16 protein-coding genes are annotated in these 17,876 nt (G+C 72.0%); 4 read left to right on the forward strand and 12 right to left on the reverse strand.

Translation table 11 applies throughout. The annotated features are described in order from the left end of the window. Position 1: 1 nt before the first annotated feature. A complete protein-coding gene (locus AB1K56_RS03795) occupies positions 2-1,063 on the reverse strand; it encodes a glycosyltransferase family 4 protein (RefSeq protein WP_371204619.1) in 1,062 nt (353 codons plus the stop codon). Positions 1,064-1,258: 195 nt separating this feature from the next. Between AB1K56_RS03795 and AB1K56_RS03800 the strand changes: the two genes are divergently transcribed. The 4 genes from AB1K56_RS03800 to AB1K56_RS03815 all read left to right on the forward strand — a co-directional run bounded on the left by AB1K56_RS03800 (position 1,259) and on the right by AB1K56_RS03815 (position 5,739). Next, the gene (locus AB1K56_RS03800; RefSeq protein ID WP_371204620.1) at positions 1,259-2,161 is read left to right on the forward strand and encodes an SDR family oxidoreductase; all 903 of its coding nucleotides are present in this window, start codon (positions 1,259-1,261) and stop codon (positions 2,159-2,161) included. Positions 2,162-2,312: 151 nt separating this feature from the next. Then, entirely contained in the window at positions 2,313-3,707 is a 1,395-nt protein-coding gene (locus tag AB1K56_RS03805) for an alpha/beta fold hydrolase (RefSeq protein ID WP_371204621.1), read from the forward strand. Beyond that, on the forward strand, positions 3,704-5,257 hold the full coding sequence (locus AB1K56_RS03810) for a GMC family oxidoreductase (protein ID WP_371204622.1): 1,554 nt from the start codon (positions 3,704-3,706) through the stop codon (positions 5,255-5,257). Before AB1K56_RS03805 ends, AB1K56_RS03810 begins: the two co-directional genes overlap by 4 nt. Before the next feature lie 137 nt (positions 5,258-5,394). Continuing rightward, positions 5,395-5,739 (forward strand): LysR family transcriptional regulator, encoded by a 345-nt coding sequence (locus AB1K56_RS03815; RefSeq protein ID WP_371204623.1) that lies wholly within the window; start codon positions 5,395-5,397, stop codon positions 5,737-5,739. 102 nt (positions 5,740-5,841) lie between these two features. Here AB1K56_RS03815 and abc-f read toward each other — a convergent pair whose 3' ends face one another. The 11 genes from abc-f to AB1K56_RS03870 all read right to left on the reverse strand — a co-directional run bounded on the left by abc-f (position 5,842) and on the right by AB1K56_RS03870 (position 17,087). Beyond that, complete coding sequence (gene abc-f, locus AB1K56_RS03820; RefSeq protein ID WP_371204624.1) at positions 5,842-7,482, reverse strand: ribosomal protection-like ABC-F family protein; 1,641 nt, start codon at positions 7,480-7,482, stop codon at positions 5,842-5,844. Further along, on the reverse strand, positions 7,479-7,979 hold the full coding sequence (locus tag AB1K56_RS03825) for a hypothetical protein (protein ID WP_371204625.1): 501 nt from the start codon (positions 7,977-7,979) through the stop codon (positions 7,479-7,481). Before AB1K56_RS03825 ends, abc-f begins: the two co-directional genes overlap by 4 nt. A 79-nt stretch (positions 7,980-8,058) precedes the next feature. Beyond that, entirely contained in the window at positions 8,059-8,988 is a 930-nt protein-coding gene (gene xerD, locus AB1K56_RS03830; RefSeq protein WP_371204626.1) for a site-specific tyrosine recombinase XerD, read from the reverse strand. 1 nt (position 8,989) lies between these two features. Beyond that, the gene (locus AB1K56_RS03835; RefSeq protein ID WP_371204627.1) at positions 8,990-9,568 is read right to left on the reverse strand and encodes an NUDIX domain-containing protein; all 579 of its coding nucleotides are present in this window, start codon (positions 9,566-9,568) and stop codon (positions 8,990-8,992) included. A gap of 1 nt (position 9,569) precedes the next feature. Continuing rightward, positions 9,570-11,267: a CTP synthase gene (locus AB1K56_RS03840; protein ID WP_264632330.1), complete on the reverse strand. Its 1,698-nt coding sequence runs from the start codon at positions 11,265-11,267 to the stop codon at positions 9,570-9,572. Positions 11,268-11,378: 111 nt separating this feature from the next. After that, a complete protein-coding gene (recN, locus tag AB1K56_RS03845; protein ID WP_371204628.1) occupies positions 11,379-13,073 on the reverse strand; it encodes a DNA repair protein RecN in 1,695 nt (564 codons plus the stop codon). After that, positions 13,070-13,990: an NAD kinase gene (locus AB1K56_RS03850; RefSeq protein WP_371204629.1), complete on the reverse strand. Its 921-nt coding sequence runs from the start codon at positions 13,988-13,990 to the stop codon at positions 13,070-13,072. Before AB1K56_RS03850 ends, recN begins: the two co-directional genes overlap by 4 nt. Further along, positions 13,987-14,787 (reverse strand): TlyA family RNA methyltransferase, encoded by an 801-nt coding sequence (locus AB1K56_RS03855; protein ID WP_371204630.1) that lies wholly within the window; start codon positions 14,785-14,787, stop codon positions 13,987-13,989. Before AB1K56_RS03855 ends, AB1K56_RS03850 begins: the two co-directional genes overlap by 4 nt. Beyond that, entirely contained in the window at positions 14,784-14,954 is a 171-nt protein-coding gene (locus AB1K56_RS03860) for a hypothetical protein (protein ID WP_371204631.1), read from the reverse strand. The genes AB1K56_RS03855 and AB1K56_RS03860 overlap by 4 nt, the downstream gene beginning before the upstream one ends. 19 nt (positions 14,955-14,973) lie before the next feature. Then, entirely contained in the window at positions 14,974-16,011 is a 1,038-nt protein-coding gene (locus AB1K56_RS03865; protein WP_371204632.1) for an HAD-IIA family hydrolase, read from the reverse strand. Beyond that, positions 16,008-17,087 carry a hypothetical protein gene (locus tag AB1K56_RS03870; protein WP_371204633.1) on the reverse strand — a complete coding sequence of 360 codons (1,080 nt, stop codon included), beginning with the start codon at positions 17,085-17,087 and terminating at the stop codon, positions 16,008-16,010. Before AB1K56_RS03870 ends, AB1K56_RS03865 begins: the two co-directional genes overlap by 4 nt. Positions 17,088-17,876: the final 789 nt, after the last annotated feature.

Genomic DNA, 17,876 nt, shown 5'->3' on the forward strand with positions numbered 1-17,876 from the left:
ATCATCCCCACGCGCCGGCCAGTGCGCGGCGCTGATCGTCACTGTCGCGCGGTCCGAGGTACTCCGCCCATCGCGAGCGATTGGTGGAGCTCCAGGCGTCGAAACGATCGGAGCGGACGGCATCGGCGAGATCCGCAAGCCCTCCGTCGATCGTCAATGCCGCGGGAAGGTCGGGGAGTGCGTCGATCCGGCGAGTGAGGATGGGCAGCCCCACGGCCGCGGCATCCAGGATCGCGATGGGGAAGCCCTCCCACGCGGCACTGTGCACGTAGACGTCGAGATCGTCGAGCCGCTCACCCACCGCGGCTCGATCGAGCCACCCCGTCACTTCCACTCCGTCAGGTCGGGGAGTCGTGCCCTGCCCGTCGCCGATCCAGGTGGCGTCCACGGTCATCCCGGGGAGGGCACGTCGGAGGGCGACGGCGCCCGCGATGAAGGCAGCGGGATCCTTCTGCTCCGACCAGCGACCGAGCATGCCGATGTGCACGCGGTTCGGGACGCGCAGACCGCGCGCACGACGGGACCCGTCGCGAGTCGGAACCGATGCCAGGTTGGGAACGACGAGGACGCGTTCCGGGCGGAAACCGAGGCGTTCGGCCTCGCGACGCTCACCGGCTCCGCAGGCGGCGAGGATGCCGGTGCGGTGACGGAGCGCTCTCTCGGCGAGACGGAAGACGGCGCGCTGTGGCGCGGAGATGTCCGTACGGACGAACGCGAAGCAGTGCGGGGTGTAGACGACCCGCGTGCGGCGGCGCGAGGACACCATCCGAACGTATGCCCCGGGGAAACTGGAGTGCGCGTGGACGACGTCGAACGTGTGGCGGCGCAGCACGCGTCGGAGATCTCTGATCGCCCGGGAGACGGTGGACGTGTCCCACGCGAGGTGTGCGGCGGACAACCCCGACCAGACGGAGGAGGGTGCGCCGTCGCGCCACGGCGAGATGACGACGTGCGAGTAGCCGGAGGGAGAGTTCTGGATGTACGTGCGCACCGCGACCGGTACGCCTCCGCTGACGCGATCGACGACATGGGCGACGACACGTTCGTGCGGGGTCTCGTTCACGCGGTGAGATTAGACGGACGATCCTCCGGGCCGGGGACGTCTCGGAGAGGGAAGGGCCGCGGGGCCGAAGAGATCACCCTTCGCCTCATCAGGTCGCGCTGTCGCCGTCCTCATCGGCGTATGGGCGACGACGACGATCCGGGCGGGCACGTCAAGGCCCCCGCGGAGGCGCACCACCCTGCCTAGCGTCGACGCATGACCTCCGATCGCGACCAGTTCACCTTCGACAATCCGGTCACGCGTTACGCCCGCGTCGAACCGCCCCTCCAGCACCAGCCCGAGCCCGGCGTTCAGGCCGACATGACCCCGGTGCCCGACCTCGGCGAGAAGACCTATCGCGGACTCGGCCGACTCACCGGCCGCAAGGCGCTCATCACCGGCGGCGACTCCGGGATCGGCGGTGCGGTCGCGATCGCGTTCGCCCGCGAGGGCGCCGACGTCGCGATCGTGCACCTGCCCGGCGAGCAGCGCGACGCCGACCACATCCTCGAGCAGATCCGGGATGCCGGCCGCACGGGCGTCTCGATCGCGACCGACATCACCGATCCCGGCGCGTGCCGCGAGCTCGTCTCGCACGCGGCCGAGGCGCTCGGCGGCCTCGACATCGTCGTGAACAACGCGGGCAAGCAGGTGATGGTCGAGAAGGTCGACGACCTGTCCGACGAGCAGTTCGAGCAGACCTTCCGCACGAACGTGTTCGCCCCGTTCTGGATCACCAAGGCCGCTCTCGCGCACCTGCCCGAGGGGGGCACGATCATCAACACCGCCTCCCTCGAGGCCTACGTGCCCGCGCCGGATCGCCTCGACTACGCCGCGACGAAGGCGGCGATCAACAACCTGTCGAAGGGGCTCGCCCAGCAGCTCGCGTCTCGCGGCATCCGGGTGAACGTCGTCGCCCCCGGTCCCACCTGGTCGGCGCTGCAGGTGAGCCAGGGCGTCTCCGACGATCAGATGGAGCACTTCGACGACGAAAGCACTTACCAGCGCGCGGGGCAGCCGGCCGAGATCGCACCGGCGTTCGTCTTCCTGGCATCCGCGGAATCCAGCTACGTCTCGGGCGAGACGCTCAACGTCAACGGCGGCATGGTCACTCCCTGACGTGCCCCGGCGAACGCCCCGGCCCGTCGGGTCGGGGCGTTCGTCATGCCCGCCCCGCACGCTCCCCTCGCGGGCACCGGGGCCTCTTGCGCAAATCGCGGCAATCCGCAACCGACCCTCTCGCGTGCCCGCGGTGCGAAACGGTGATGTCATGTCCGAAGACACCGCCTCCGTCCCCGACGAGGCGCCCCTGACCCTGTACATGCTGCACGCGCTCGGCGCGAGCGCCCGCTCGTTCGATCGGGTGGCCGAGAGACTGGCCGGCCGCGTGCGTGTCGTCGCGATCGACCTGCCCGGATTCGGTTCCGAGGCGTCCGCGACGCAGACCGACCTCTCTTCCACCGTCGCGCACGTCGAGCGCACGCTGGCGGCCCACACGGGCGGCCCCTGGCTGCTCGGCGGGCACAGCATGGGCGGCAAGGTCACCGCGCTCGTGGCGTCGCGCGTCCTGCGGGGCGAGGCGCGGCTGTTCGGCCTCGCCGGCGTCGTGCTGATGGCCCCCTCGCCCCCGCGCCCCGAACCCATGGACGAGGAGCGCCGCGAGCGCATGCTGTCGTGGGTGTCCGACGGCGGCCTTTCCGATGAGGATGCAGCGACCTTCCTCGCGCAGAACACCGCCGAGCCCCTCGACGACGCGGCGCACGCCGCCGCGATCGACGACCTCCGCCGCACCTCCCCCGCGGCGTGGCGCGCCTGGCTCGAGACGGGGAGCCGCGTCGACGCCACGGCCGAGGTGGGCACGCTCGACCTCCCCGCCCTCGTGCTCGCCGGTGAGGACGACGCCGACCTCGGCGCGGCCGCCCAGCCGGGCCTGCTGGCCTCGGTGTACCCGCGCGCCCGTTTCGTTCCCCTCGCCGACACCGGTCACCTGATCCCGCTCGAGCGCGACGCCGAGGCCGCCGCGGCCATCGAACGCTTCGTCGACGAGGAGATCCGGGTGGGACCCGTGGTCGCCGACGAGTGGGTCCGCCTCATCGCCGGCGATCGCGTCGACGCCCGGGTGCGCGGCATCCTGGCCCGGCGCGCTCTTCCCGACGACCGCGGGTACGCCCCCGAGGTGCTCGATATCGCCCAGCTCACCCTGCTGCGCGAGATCGCCGACCTGGTCGTCCCGCAGGACGGCCCCGCGATCGACATCGCCGCGCGCGTCGACGCGCAGCTCGCGCGCGGTGAGGGCGACGGCTGGCGCAACGCCGACCTTCCGACCGACCCCGAGGCGTACCGGGCGGGGCTCGACACGCTCGCGCGCCACTGGCCGACCGACCCCGCCGACCGGACGCGCGTCCTGCGCGAGGCGATCGAGGGCGAGAGCAGCGCTGAGGGCGCTTTCGACGCGGCGCAGCTGAAGGTGTGGCTGGAGGACGTGCGCAACGACCTCGTGCGGCAGTGGCTCGCACATCCGGCGAGCATGGCGCGGGTCGGCTACGACGGATTCGCCACGGGCGGCTCGCCGATGCGCGGCTACGTGGAACTGCGGCTGGGCCGCCGAGAAGACTGGGAGCCGTCGAACGTCGGCGGCACGATCGCGACAGGAGACGCCGCATGAACCTCGACGGCATGCGCACCTTCACCGACGACGAGACGGTCGACGTCGTCGTGGTGGGAACCGGCGCCGGTGGCGCGCCGCTGACGAACGAACTCGCCCGCAAGGGACTCAGCGTCGTGGCGCTCGAGGCCGGGCGCCACTTCGCGCTCGATGACCTGACGCCCGACGAGACCGAGGCCGTCGAGATCAACTGGATGTCGGAGCGCCTGAGCGGCGGTGACGACCCCACGGCGTTCGGCCCGAACAACAGCGGTCGCGGCGTCGGCGGCTCGATGCTGCACTGGGGCGCCTTCACCCCGCGTCCCGATCGACGCGACCTCGCGCTGCGCAGCGAATCGGGAGTGGGCCGCGACTGGCCGATCGACCCCGACGAACTGCTCGCCTACGTCGAGCGCGTCGAGGGCGACATCGGCGTCTCGGGCCCGACGCCCTACCCGTGGGACCCGAGCCGCACCTACGCGTACGCCCCCGCGGCGCGCAACGCGCCGGCGAACCTCGTCGCCAAGGGCTGCGACGCCCTCGGCGTGCGCTGGGCCGACGCCCCCGCGGCCGTGCTCACGCGAGCGCGACTCCAGGATCACCACGGCGAGCGCGGGGCGTGCGTCAACTGCGGCGAGTGCCACCAGGGATGCCGGGCGGATGCCAAGGCCTCCACTGCCAACACCTACCTGCCCGCGGCGGTCGCGGCCGGCGCCGAGATCCGCAGCGAGTCGATGGTGCACGGCATCGAACTCGACGAGCGCGGGCACGTCGAGGCGGTGGTCTACCGCAAGGACGGCGTGGACCGTCGCCAGCGGTGCCGCGCGCTCGTTCTCGCCGGCGGCGGCGTCGAGACCCCCCGCCTCCTCCTGCACACCGGACTCGCCAACGACAACGGCCAGGTGGGCCGCAACTTCCTCGCGCACGGCGCGACCCAGGTGTGGGGCCGTTTCGACGAGCCGGTGCGCGGGCACCGCGGCTACCCGTCGTCGCTCATCTCCGAGGACATGATGCGTCCCGCCGATGCGGACTTCGCCGGAGGGTACCTCGTCCAGAGCCTGGGCGTGATGCCGCTGACGCTGTCGACGACGCTCGTGCGCGGCGGTGGCCTGTGGGGTCCGGAGCTCATGCAGCGGCTGGATCAATACCGGTTCATGGCCGGCATCGGCATCAACGCCGACTGCCTGCCCTCCGACGACAACCTCCTCGTGCTGAGCGACGAGACCGACGAGTTCGGCATCCCCCGGGCGCACGTCACCTTCACCGCGGGAGAGAACGAGAAGGCGATCGACCGGCACGCGACGGCGTTCATGCTGCGCGTGATGGAGGCGGCCGGAGCGCGCGAGACGATCGTGCTGGCCCGCACGGCCCACACCATCGGCACCTGTCGCATGTCGACCGACCCCTCGGACGGCGTCGTCGACGCCGACGGCCGCTCGCACGAGATCCCGAACCTGTGGATCTGCGACAACTCCGTCTTCCCCTCGGCGATCGCCGCGAACCCGGCGTTGACGATCATGGCGCTGTCGCTGCGCACGGCGGACCGCTTCCTGGCATCCGCCGCCGCCTGACCCCGCCCCGGCGGGAAGGCCCCCTCCCCCTCGCGAGATCACACGATCGGCTCGAGGTCACATGTCACGGACCGACCGCGACGGGTGATCTCGAGCCGATCGTGTGATGTCGGCACGCACACGGGAGAATGGATGCCATGAAGCTCGAGCACCTCGTCCGGTTCGCCGCCCTCGCCGAGGAGCTGCACTTCCCCCGCGCGGCCGAGAAGCTCGGCATCCCGCTCGCCTCGCTCTACACGACGCTCGACAAGCTCGAGGAGGAAGTGGGCCAGCCGCTGGTCCAGCGCACGGCTCCCACGCGTCTGCTCCCGGCGGGCGCCCTGCTGCTCGAGGAGGCCCACCGCCGCATCGCCGACGCTCCTCCCCCCGCACCCAAGCAGAAGGCCCCCGGGGGCGGCAAGGCCAAGGCCAACAAGGGGAAGGGCCGCGCCCCGATCGTGAAGGGCCAGCCCAAGCCGTACAAGAAGCGCCAGGGCCGCTGATCCGCGGCCCCCTGCGCCGCGACGAACGCTGAACGGTCCGAGACTCGGGGGGTTTCCCGCCGCTGAGCCCGTTTGTGCGAAGCACCCGCGAGCGCCTCGCGGCTACAGCTCCGTGACCCGCCCGGCCTCGACGTGCCAGCGACGATCGGTCTCGACGGCCGCGAGCATGCGCCGATCGTGCGTCACCAGCAGCAGCGTCCCCGTGTACGAGCCGAGGGCCTGCTCGAGCTGTTCGATCGCGGGGAGGTCGAGGTGGTTGGTCGGTTCGTCGAGCACGAGGACGTTGACGCCCCGAGCCTGCAGCAGCGCGAGACCCGCGCGCGTGCGCTCGCCCGGCGAGAGACCGTCGACGGGCCGCGTGACGTGATCGGCCTTGAGCCCGAACTTCGCCAGGAGCGTCCGCACCTCGCCGGCGTTCATCTCGGGCACCAGCGCCTCGAAGGTCTCGGCGAGCGGGCGCTCGCCCACCAGCAGCGACCGGGCCTGGTCGATCTCGCCGATCGCCACGCTCGTCCCGAGCGACGTCGTCCCCTCATCGGGTGACTGACGGCCCAGGATGCCACGCAGCAGCGTCGATTTCCCGGCACCGTTCGGCCCGGTGATGCCGATCCGCTCCCCGGCGTTGACCTGCAGCGAGACCGGTCCGAGCACGAACGTCCCCTGGCGGAACACCGCGCCGGAGAGCGTGGACACGACCGAGCTCGACCGGGGTGCCGACCCGATGGTGAACTCGAGCTGCCACTCCTTACGCGGCTCCTCGACCTCTTCGAGGCGCGCGATGCGACTCTCCATCTGCCGCACCTTCTGCGCCTGCTTCTCGCTCGACTCGGTCGCGGCCTTGCGGCGGATCTTGTCGTTGTCGGGCGACTTCTTCATCGCGTTGCGCACGCCCTGGCTCGACCACTCGCGCTGCGTGCGCGCCCGCGACACCAGGTCGGCCTTCGTCTCGGCGTACTCCTCGTACTTCTCGCGCGCCTGACGGCGCAGCGTCGCCCGCTCCTCGAGGTAGGAGTCGTATCCCCCGCCGTAGATCCGGTGCGTGTTCTGCGCGAGGTCGAGCTCCAGGACGCGGGTCACCGAGCGTGCGAGGAACTCGCGGTCGTGGCTGACGAGCACCACCCCGCCGCGCAGCCCGCGGACGAACGCCTCGAGCCTCTCGAGTCCGTCGAGATCGAGGTCGTTCGTGGGTTCGTCGAGCAGAGCGATGTCGAAGCGCGACAGCAGCAGGGCCGCCAGACCCACGCGGGCCGCCTGTCCGCCGGAGAGGCCGGTCATCTCGGCATCCGGCCCCACCTCCAGCCCCAGGTCGGCGAGCACCTGCGGCATGCGCTCGTCGAGGTCGGCCGCACCGCTCGCGAGCCACCGCTCCAGGGCCGTCGCGTACGCGTCGTCGGCGCCGACGGCGGTGGGGTCGCCCAGCGCCGCGGCGGTGGCATCCATCTCGCGGGCGGCCTCGGCGCAGCCCGTTCGCCGTGCGATGTAGGCGGCGACCGTCTCACCCGGTACGCGCTCGTGCTCCTGCGGGAGCCAGCCCACGAAGGCGTCGGCGGGAGCGAGGCCCACGGTTCCGGCGAGGGGTTCGTCGGCGCCGGCGAGCAGCCGCAGCAGGGTCGACTTCCCGGCGCCGTTGACGCCGACCAGTCCGACCACGTCGCCCGGAGCGACGGTGAGGTCGACGCCCTCGAAGAGCGTGCGGTGGCCGTATCCCCCGGCAAGGTTCTGGGCGACGAGGGTGGCGGTCATCCCCCTAGTCTCCCAGGCCCCTCGGTGACGTCCGGCGCGCCTCGGCCCCGCGCGCGCCGGACGATCGCGACGACGACGAGCCCCAGGATGCCGAGGCCCGCCACCGGGAGGGTGAACCCGGTGACGACCATGAGGAAGAGCACCCACGGGAGATCGGCGACGAGCAGGAAGGCGCCGGTGCCCCACAGGCCGAAGGTGGCGGCCGTCCAGAGGATCGTGACGAAGGCGACCAGGCAGAGGGCGCGCGGCCACGACAGGCGAGCCCCGCGCGCCGACGCCCGGGCCGCCAGAAGGCAGAAGGCGACGGACACGGCCCCGAGCAGGAGGCTCAGCATCAGGGTCTCCCCCTCCTCGCCGCCCGAGCCCGTTCCCGCGAGGGAAGAGAGGCAGACCACGGCTCCCATCAGACCGAGCACGGCGAACGGGACCAGTGCGGCGAGGGCCAGCCCGCCGTCGAGCAGTCTCCTCCCGGTCGTCGATGCGTCCGATGCGCTCATCGGCATCCCCTCTCCGGGCTCGGCCGAGCCCCTCCCTGCGCCCGTGATCCGCATTGCCGCCCCGCCGACACGTCGCCCCTCACCGCGCCCGCGGATGCGCCGTCGCGTAGACGTCGCGCAGGGCGTCGACGGAGACGTGCGTGTAGATCTGGGTGGTCGCGACCGACGCGTGACCGAGCAACTCCTGCACGACGCGCACGTCCGCACCGCCCTGCAGCAGGTGCGTCGCGAACGAGTGGCGCAGCGTGTGCGGCGAGACGTGGGCGGTGAGGGCGGCGCGATCAGCCGCGGCCTGGATGATGAGCCACGCGCTCTGCCGCGAGAGGGGGGCGCCGCGCACCCCGAGGAACAGCCGCGGCGTCGCGCGTCCCCGTGCCGCGAGGGCGGGGCGCACGCGCGTCGCGTAGGCCTCGATGGCGGCGCGCGCGTAGGAGCCGACCGGCACGATGCGTTCCTTGTCGCCCTTGCCGCGCACGCGCAGCAGGTCGCCGTGCGACAGGTCGTCGAGGTCGAGCTGCACGATCTCCGACACGCGCGCGCCCGTGGCGTAGAGCAGTTCGAGCAGCGCCCGGTCGCGGACGGCCACCGGCTCCGCCGCCGACGCATCGAGCGATCCGGGCGCCGGCCCCGCGGCATCCAACAGCTCGTCGATCTGCGTGACGGTCAGGGCCTTCGGCAGGCGCCGGGGCGTCTTGGGCGGACGCAGACGCCCGCTCGGATCCACCTCGGTCCGACCCTCGCGTACGAGGAAGCGGTGCAGCCCCCGCACCGACGACTGCAGACGCGCGAGCGACGACGCCGCGGGCGGAGGGTCGGCCGAGGCCCGCTCCGCGCCGAAGGCGGCGACCAGCTCGGCGGTCACCGCCTCGGCCTCGACGACGTCACGCGCGCGGAGCCACGCCGTGTACACCTCGAGGTCGCGCCGATAGGCGGCGACCGTGTGATCCGACAGGCCCCGCTCGAGCGCGATGTGTCGCAGGTAGGTGTCGACCGCGCGCTCGAGCTCCACGTCAGGCCGACGCGGCCTCGCGGCGCAGGACCTCGGCCGCCGCGAGCGCCCCCGCGGCCAGGATGCCGTTGCGCAGACGCCCCGCGATGACCCCGTCGATCACGTCGTCGAGCGGCACGCGCTCGACCCGCATGTCGGATTCCTCGTGTTCGCGCTCGTAATCGGTCTCGACCTCGCGCAGCCCGCGGGCGAGGAAGAGGTGCACGACCTCGTTGTTCCCGCCCGGGGTGGTGTGCATCGACAGCAGGTGCTGCCAGCGGTCGGCCTCGAGATCGACCTCCTCGGTCAGCTCGCGCTTCGCCGTCTCGAGCGGCGGCTCTCCGGCCACGTCGAGCAGCCCCGCCGGGATCTCCCAGTCGCGCTCCTTGATGGGGTGGCGGTACTGCTGGATGAGCACGACGCGACCCTCGTCGTCGATCGCGACGACCGCCGCGGCGCCCGGGTGCTCGACGTATTGACGCGTCATCTCGCCGTCGCCGTACCGGACGGTGTCGCTGCGGACGTCCCACACGGCGCCCTCGTACACGAGGTCGGTCGAGACGACCTCGAGGTCGACCCGCTCGTCGCGCAGCGACTCCATCTCAGTCCTCCTCGACGTCGAACAGCTCGCTCGAGCGGTGACGCTCGAGCGCCGCCCCGACGAGCCCGCGGAACAGCGGGTGGGGCTCGGTGGGCCGCGAGCGCAGTTCGGGGTGCGCCTGCGTGGCGATGTAGTACGGGTGCACGTCGCGCGGCAGCTCGACGAACTCGACGAGGTCGAGATCGGGGTTGAGCCCCGAGAAGACGAGCCCCGCGTCGCTCAACTGCTGACGGTAGGCGTTGTTGACCTCGTAGCGGTGACGATGGCGCTCGGAGATGCTGCTCGATCCGTAGACCTCGGCCGCGAGCGAGCCCTCGGCGAGCGCGGCCGGGTACAGACCCAGGCGCATCGTGCCGCCGAGGTCGCCGCTCTCGAGGATGTCGACCTGCTCGGCCATCGTCGCCACGACGGGGTGGGCGGTGTCGGGGTCGAACTCGCTGGACGAGGCGCCCTCGAGCCCGGCGACGGTGCGCGCGTACTCGATGACCATGCACTGCAGGCCGAGGCAGATGCCGAGCGTCGGGATGCCCTGCTCGCGGGCGAAGCGCAGCGCACCGAGCTTGCCCTCGATACCGCGGATGCCGAAGCCGCCGGGGACGATGATGCCGTCGACCGCGCCGAGGGCCTTCGCGGCGCCCTCGGGCGTCTCGCACAGGTCGGAGGGGATCCACGTGATCTTCACGTGCGTCTCCTGACCGAAACCGCCGGCCTTGATGGCCTCGGTGACCGAGAGGTAGGCGTCGGGCAGGTCGATGTACTTGCCGACCAGGCCGATCGTGACCTCGTGCTTGGGGTTGTGCACCGCCTGCAGCACGCGGTTCCAGCGCGTCCAGTCCACGTCGGCGGCCTTGGCGATCTCGAGGGCGTCGACGATGTACGCGTCGAGGCCCTGGTCGTGCATCATCGACGGGATGTCGTAGATGCTCGGCACGTCGATCGCGTTGACGACCGCGTCCTCGTCGACATCGCACATGAGCGCGATCTTGCGCTTGTTGGACTCGGTGACGGGGCGGTCGCTGCGCAGCACGAGGGCGTCGGGCTGGATGCCGATGGATCGCAGCGTCGCGACGGAGTGCTGAGTGGGCTTGGTCTTCTGCTCGCCCGAGGCGCCCATGAACGGCACGAGCGACACGTGCACGAAGAAGACGTTCTTGCGACCGAGCTCGTGGCGGATCTGACGGGCCGACTCGATGAACGGCTGCGACTCGATGTCGCCGACCGTGCCGCCGATCTCGGTGATGATGACGTCGGGCTGCGGGCTCTCGCTGGCCTGCAGGCGCATGCGCCGCTTGATCTCGTCGGTGATGTGCGGGATGACCTGCACCGTGTCGCCGAGGTACTCGCCGCGACGCTCGCGCGCGATCACCTGCGAGTAGATCTGGCCCGTGGTGACGTTGGCGGCCTGGCTCAGCTCGATGTCGAGGAAGCGCTCGTAGTGCCCGATGTCGAGGTCGGTCTCGGCGCCGTCGTCGGTCACGAAGACCTCGCCGTGCTGGAAGGGGTTCATGGTGCCCGGATCCACGTTGAGATAGGGATCGAGCTTCTGCATGACCACGCGGAGTCCGCGGGCCGTGAGGAGGTTGCCGAGGCTTGCCGCCGTCAGGCCTTTGCCCAGGGAGGAGACGACTCCTCCGGTCACGAAGATGTGCTTCGTCGTGAAGGTCGTGCTGTCTGAATGTCCCGCGTCCGAAGTCTGCATCACGGGCTTCGATCCTATCAGTCGGGTGTGGGGGTTCGCCTCAGAGTCTGACAGCCCCTTCCGACATCCGGGTCACGCCCGCGTGTCGATCAGGGGTCGAGCGCGGTCGGGTCAGCGTGCCCGCCCGGTCTCGAGCAGCTCGCGGGCGTGGGTGAGGGCGGCATCCGAGTCGCTGAGTCCCGAGAGCAGTCGCGCCATCTCCGCCTCGCGCTCGGCTCCGTCGAGGCGTCGGACGCTGGATGCCGTGACCGCGCCGTCGTTGCCCTTGACGACCGTCAGGTGGTTGCCCGCGAAGGCGGCCACCTGGGCGAGGTGGGTGACCGCGATCACCTGCGACGACTCCGCCAGGCGGGCCAGCCGTCGACCGACCTCGATCGCCGCGGCGCCACCGATTCCCGCGTCCACCTCGTCGAAGACGAACGTCGGCACGGGGTCGACGCCGGCGATCACGACCTCGATGGCCAGCATCACGCGGCTGAGCTCGCCGCCCGAGGCGCCCCGCGACACCGGTCGCGGATCGGCCCCGGGATGGGGCGCGAGCAGGATGGCGACGTCGTCGCGCCCGTGCGCGGCCGGAGAGGCGGGAGCCACGTCGACCGTGAGCTTCGCGTCGGGCAGCGCGAGGGCGTGCAGTTCTTCGGTGACGGCCGCACCGAGGCGTTCCGCCGCCTCGCGGCGGGCCGCGGTCAGGGCGTCGGCGGCGGCGTCGAGTTCGCGGGCCGCCTCGTCGCGTCGGGCCGCGAGGCGTTCGAGACGGTCTCCGTCGTCGTCCAGCTCGACGAGGCGGGCCGACCCGGTCGCGAGCAGATCGATCGCGGCGTCGACCGAGCCGTGGGTGCGGGCGAGGGCGGCGAGAACCCCGCGGCGCTCGTCGACGGCGGCGAGCTCGTGCGGGCCGGACTCATCGAGGTCGGCGAGGTACCCCGACAGCGCGACGGAGGCATCGGTGGCGCGATAGCCCAGGTCGGCGATCTGCTCGCCGATCGCGGCGAGAGCGGCGTCGCTGCCCGAGATGCGCTCCAGGGCGCGGCGGGCCTCCGCCAGCAGGGACACGACGTCGGGGGCCCCGTCTTCGTTCGAGAGGGCGGCGTGCGCGGTCACCGCGGCGACGCGGAGCTCCTCGGCGTTGGCCAGTCGTTCCGCGCGGCGGGCCAGCTCGTCTTCTTCGCCCGGGAGCGGCGCCGCGGCCTCGATCTCGGCGATGGCCGCGCGCAGCTGCTCCGCCTCCCGCGCGCGTTCGTCGCGATCACCGGTGAGGGTCGACAGCTCGGCGTCGAGCGCACGCCAGGTGTCCCACGCGGCGCGATAGGTCGCCCGCGCCGTCGCCACCGGCTCGCCGCCGAAGCGATCGAGCGCATCGCGCTGGGCGGATGCCGAGCGCAGACGCAGCTGATCGGATTGCCCGTGCACCACGACGAGGTCGTCGGCCAGATCGGCGAGCACCCCGGCCGGGGCGGTCCGCCCGCCCACGGTCGCCCGTCCGCGCCCCTCGCTCGACACCGTGCGGCCGAGGTACAGCTCCGCAGCGCCCTCGCCGACGGGTTCGACGTCGCCCCCGGCTTCGCGCACGCGAGCGGCGACCGGCCCGTCTTCGGGCACCAGCCAGACGCCCTCGACGGCGGCCTGGGCGGCTCCCGAGCGCACGGCCCCCGAGTCGGCACGCTGCCCCAGCAGCAGCCCGAGTCCGGTGACGACCATGGTCTTGCCTGCGCCGGTCTCGCCGGTGATCGCCGTGAACCCGCGGCCGATCGGCAGCGTGGCGTCGGCGATGACCCCGAGGTCTTTCAGCCGCATCTCCTCGATCACGCGGTGCCTCCCGTCGCGCCGCGCCAGCCCGTGACGGGCAGGCGGAACTTGCGCACGAGCCGATCCGTGAACGCCGCGGGATGCAGTCGCGCCAGACGCACCGGGCGCGACGACCGCCGCACCACGACGCGGGCGCCGGGCGGCAGTTCGTGCGAGCGTCTCCCGTCGCACCACAGGATGCCGCTCCCGCTCGTGCGCTCGAGCACCTCGACGGCGACGGTCGCGTCGGGGCTCACCACGAGCGGGCGCGCGAAGAGCGCGTGGGCGGAGAGGGGCACCACGGCGATCGCCTCGACCGTGGGCCAGATGACCGGTCCCCCGGCCGAGAAGTTGTAGGCCGTCGACCCCGTCGGCGAAGCGACCACCACGCCGTCGCACCCGAAGGACGACAGCGGACGACCGTCGACCTCCATGACGACCTCGAGCATGCGTTCGCGGCTGGCCTTCTCGACGGTGGCTTCGTTCAGCGCCCAGGTCTCGAAGATGACGGTGTCGTCGGCATCCAGCACCCGGACGGCCAGGGCGAGACGCTCTTCGACGGTGTAGTCGCGGGCGATCACGCGACGGACGGCGTCGTCCATGTCGTCGCGCTCGATCTCGGCGAGGAACCCGACGTGGCCCATGTTGATCCCGAGGATGGGAGCGCGCCCCCCGCGCACGGTCTCGGCCGCGCGCAGGATCGTGCCGTCGCCACCGAGGACGATCGCGAGCTCGACGTCGGTGATGTCGACATCGACGCCGAGGGTCTCGACTCCCTCGAGCGAGAGACGCTCGGCGAGTTCGGGTCGGTCCTCCGCCGAGACGACGGGCGTCGCCCCCGCGGCGCGCACAGCGGTGAGGATGCGCTCGGCGGCATGGACGGTGTCATCGCGGCGTGCGTGCACGACGAGGAGGATTCGGCGATCGCTGGGGGTCATCGGCTTCCGGTCAGTTCGGTCACGGTGCTCTCCCATTCTGAGGGGTCACCGCCCCGGACGGCCGAGAACCACGCGACATACTCCTGGTTGCCGTGGGTCCCGACGAGGGGCGACGCGATCAGTCCGGTCGTTCGCAGCCCCGTGTCCCACGCCGCCCACAGGACGCCGTGCACCGCATCGGAGCGCAGGGCGGGATCGGTCACCAGGCCGCCCTTGACCGCGGTCCGTCCGACCTCGAACTGCGGCTTGATCAGCAGGACGACATCCGCCTCGCTCGCCGCGGTGGTCGCCACCGCCGGCAGCACGTGGTGCAGGGAGATGAACGACAGGTCGCCGGTGACCACGCTCGGCCGCTCGTCGACGCCGGTCGCGGCGGCGAGGGAGTCGGCGGTCATGAACCGCACGTTATACCCCTCCACCGACACCACGTCGGGGTCGCTCCCCACGACGGTGGACAACTGTCCGTGCCCCACGTCGACCGCGAGGACGGGGCGGGCACCGCGCTCGCGAAGCACCTGCGTGAATCCGCCTGTCGAGGCGCCGAGGTCGAGCGCCGTGCGCCCCGCCACCTCGATCGGGAAGGCGTCGAGCGCGGCGATCAGCTTGTGCGCCGCCCGGCTGACGTAGTGATCGGCACCCGCGACGGTGATGTCGCTTGCGGCGCCGACGGGCGTCGACGGCTTCACCACCGGCTTGCCGTCCACGCTGACGACTCCGGCGGCGATCAGCTGCGATGCGTGCGAACGCGAGCGGGCGAGCCCGCGGGCGGCGAGCTCGGCGTCGAGGCGGGAGGTCACGGGCGCGACGCCGCGGCGGGATCGGTCGGCGCCGACGCGAGGCGCCGGGCCAGTTCGTCGTGCACCGCGGCATAGGCGTCGGCACGTGCGTGCAAAGGCTGCTCCTCGATGAGACGCAGTCGATCGATCAGCTCCGTCGAGACATCCTGGTCTTCGCTGTCCGACATGGATGCCATGCTACCGACGTCAGCGCGCGCGGAAGGGGTCCGCGTACAGCTGCTCCGGAACACGGAAGCCGAAGATGGCCCGCCCGGAGTTCCAGATCGCCGCCGCTCCCGCGCGGAGGAGGTCGATCTGTCGGCCGCCCTCCGCCACGATGCGCAGGTCCACACCGTCGATCTCGACGATCGCGTCACCCACGCGGGTGCGCTCGCCCTTGACGATCGTCGCCGGGTACGGCTCGAACAACTGCCGGAGGTCTTCGACGATGTAGTCGGGCCGCTGCGACGGCGGCGCCGCGAGCACCTGCTTCGGGCGGTCGATCCCGGTGAGGACGAGGAGCGAGGGCATACCCGCCGTGCGCGCGCCCTGGATGTCGGTGTCCAGACGATCGCCGATAAACAGGGGCGACGTCGCCCCGGTGCGGGTCACGGCCTCGTCGAAGATGGGCCGTTCGGGCTTGCCGGCGATCGTCGCGAGACGTCCGACGGCGGTGTGCACGGCCGACACCAGGGTTCCGTTCCCCGGTGCGATCCCGCGCGCCTGGGGGATCGTCCAGTCGGTGTTGGTCGCCACCCAGGGGATGCCGCCCTCCTCGATCGGCGTCGCCAGGGCGTACGCGGCTTCCGCGAGGTGCTTCCAGCCGACCTCGGGAGCGAAGCCCTGCACGACCGCGGCGGGGGCGTCGTCCGCGCTGCGCGTGACGACGAAACCGGCCTTCTCGACCTCGACCACGAGACCCTCGCCGCCGATGACCAGCAGCGTCGACCCCGCCGGGACGAGATCCTTCATGAGGCGCATCGCCGCCTGGGGGCTCGTCGTGACGTCGTCGGCGACGACGCGCAGTCCGAGCGAGCTCAGGTGCTCCGCCACCGAGGCGTCGGTCCGAGAGGCGTTGTTGGTGATGTACCCCAGCCGGCGTCCCTCGTCCTGTGCGCGGTTCAAACTGTCCACCGCGTGCGGGAGAGCGCCGGGACCGGCATACACGACCCCGTCCAGGTCGGAGAGGATCACGTCCACCCCGTCCAGCGGCGTCGCCGGCGCGGCGGTGCGGCGGAAGATCATCGCGCGTCCCCGGCCTCGTCGTCCGCGGACGACGAGTCCGCGACATCCTGTAGGCCGTCGGCGGCGGCGTCCTCGGACTCGGCCACGCCTTCGTCGTCCGCGACCTCCGCGTCCGACTCGCCCGCGGACTCCTCGAGGGGGATGACACCGGATGCCACGTCCACTCCGCCCTCGTCATCGATCAGGTCGATCTCCTCGACGACGATGACTTCGCGATCGGCCACTCCGGCCGCCGCGTCGAGCGCCTCGGCGGCGATGTCTGCTCGTCGCTGCCACTCGGAGGCTTCCTCGTCGCGCCCGAGCTCCTCGAGCACCGCCGCCCGCGCGGAGAAGAGTGCGGGGCTCCACTCGAACGCTCGGTCCGGGTCGGCTTCGGGGATCTCGAGCTCCTGCAGGGCACGGTCGGTCTGTCCGAGGTCGAGTCGCGCACCCGACATGGCGATCGCGAGCTGTACGCGCACGGGGACGGAGAGGGTCGTGCGGTCCACCGCTCGGCCTTCCTCGAGCGCGCGGTCGGGGCGTCCGACGCCACGCTCGCTGTCGACGATCAGCGGCAGCTGCTCGTCCGAGCCGGTGATGCGACGATGCGTCCGCAGCTCGCGCAACGCGAGAGCGAAGTCACCCACCGCATACGCCGTGATGGCGACGGTCTCGCGCACGACGCCGACGCGTCCTGCGCTGCGCGACGCCGCGAGGGCGTGCTGATGCGCGAGGGCCGGGTCGTCGTCGATCAGCCGGGCGGCCATCGCGAGGTGACGCGCGACGTTGTCGGCGTTGTCCTTGCTGAGCGTCTTCAGCTCGTTGCGCGCGGCACCGGGGAGGTCGAAGGCGGTGACGTCCTCGGGCAGCTCCGGGCCGCGCTCGCGACGATCCTGGGGAGGCCGCGTGGCACGCGCGTCGTCGCGGTCGAACCGTCGGGGGGCGCCGGCGCCCGGACGGCTGTCGCGCGACGGTCGACGGTCTCCGGAACCGAAGCCCCGGGAGTCGCCGTCGCGGCGGGCGGGACGACCCTCGCCCCCGCGGTAGGGCGCACGGTCGCCGTCCTTCCGGAAGGGGCGATCACCCTCGCGGCGCACGGGACGGTCACCGTCGCGACGCACCGGGCGATCCCCGTCCCGACGGAACGGACGATCCCCGTCCTGACGGAACGGACGCGACTCACCGTCACGACGCACCGGTCGGTCGCCATCACGACGCACCGGACGGTCGCCATCACGGCGCACCGGGCGATCCCCGTCCCGACGGAACGAACGATCTCCGTCCTGACGATACGGACGTGCATCGCCGTCACGACGGACCGGTCGATCACCGTCGCGGCGCACCGGGCGCTCCCCGTCACGACGGAACGGACGATCCCCGTCCTGACGATACGGACGCGCATCGCCGTCACGACGGACCGGTCGATCACCGTCGCGGCGCACCGGGCGCTCCCCGTCACGACGGAACGGACGATCCCCGTCCTGACGGAAGGGGCGCGAGTCGCCGTCGCGACGTGCGGGACGGTCTCCCTCGCGACGGAACGGACGGTCGCCGTCGCGGCGGGCGGGACGCTCACCCTCCCGGCGGAAGGGACGCGCGTCTCCGTCGCGACGGGCGGGGCGGTCACCGCGCGACGCGGATCCGCCATCACGCGACGGCCGATCACGTCCGAACGCGCGGTCGCCCGAGCGCCCCTCGTTGCTCTTGCGCTCGTTGCCGTCGTCCGTCGACATGATCGTCCTTCCCAGGGAGAAATCTACCCGTAAATGCGAAATGGCCACCCAGCGTTGGGTGGCCATTTCGGTAAAGGAAGTCCGGCGGTGTCCTACTCTCCCACAGGGTCCCCCCTGCAGTACCATCGGCGCTGAGAGGCTTAGCTTCCGGGT

Source organism: Microbacterium sp. BWR-S6Y, from assembly GCF_041379845.1.
In the GTDB taxonomy this organism is placed as follows: domain Bacteria; phylum Actinomycetota; class Actinomycetes; order Actinomycetales; family Microbacteriaceae; genus Microbacterium; species Microbacterium hydrothermale.

Bases quoted from the DNA above. Each gene is read 5' to 3' on its own strand.
- AB1K56_RS03800 (WP_371204620.1), top strand. From the start codon at position 1,259: ATGACCTCCGATCGCGACCAGTTCACCTTCGACAATCCGGTCACGCGT.
- AB1K56_RS03805 (WP_371204621.1), top strand. From the start codon at position 2,313: ATGTCCGAAGACACCGCCTCCGTCCCCGACGAGGCGCCCCTGACCCTG.
- AB1K56_RS03810 (WP_371204622.1), top strand. From the start codon at position 3,704: ATGAACCTCGACGGCATGCGCACCTTCACCGACGACGAGACGGTCGAC.
- AB1K56_RS03815 (WP_371204623.1), top strand. From the start codon at position 5,395: ATGAAGCTCGAGCACCTCGTCCGGTTCGCCGCCCTCGCCGAGGAGCTG.
- abc-f (WP_371204624.1), bottom strand. From the start codon at position 7,482: ATGACCGCCACCCTCGTCGCCCAGAACCTTGCCGGGGGATACGGCCAC.
- AB1K56_RS03825 (WP_371204625.1), bottom strand. From the start codon at position 7,979: ATGAGCGCATCGGACGCATCGACGACCGGGAGGAGACTGCTCGACGGC.
- AB1K56_RS03835 (WP_371204627.1), bottom strand. From the start codon at position 9,568: ATGGAGTCGCTGCGCGACGAGCGGGTCGACCTCGAGGTCGTCTCGACC.
- AB1K56_RS03840 (WP_264632330.1), bottom strand. From the start codon at position 11,267: ATGCAGACTTCGGACGCGGGACATTCAGACAGCACGACCTTCACGACG.
- AB1K56_RS03850 (WP_371204629.1), bottom strand. From the start codon at position 13,990: ATGACCCCCAGCGATCGCCGAATCCTCCTCGTCGTGCACGCACGCCGC.
- AB1K56_RS03860 (WP_371204631.1), bottom strand. From the start codon at position 14,954: ATGTCGGACAGCGAAGACCAGGATGTCTCGACGGAGCTGATCGATCGA.
- AB1K56_RS03865 (WP_371204632.1), bottom strand. From the start codon at position 16,011: ATGATCTTCCGCCGCACCGCCGCGCCGGCGACGCCGCTGGACGGGGTG.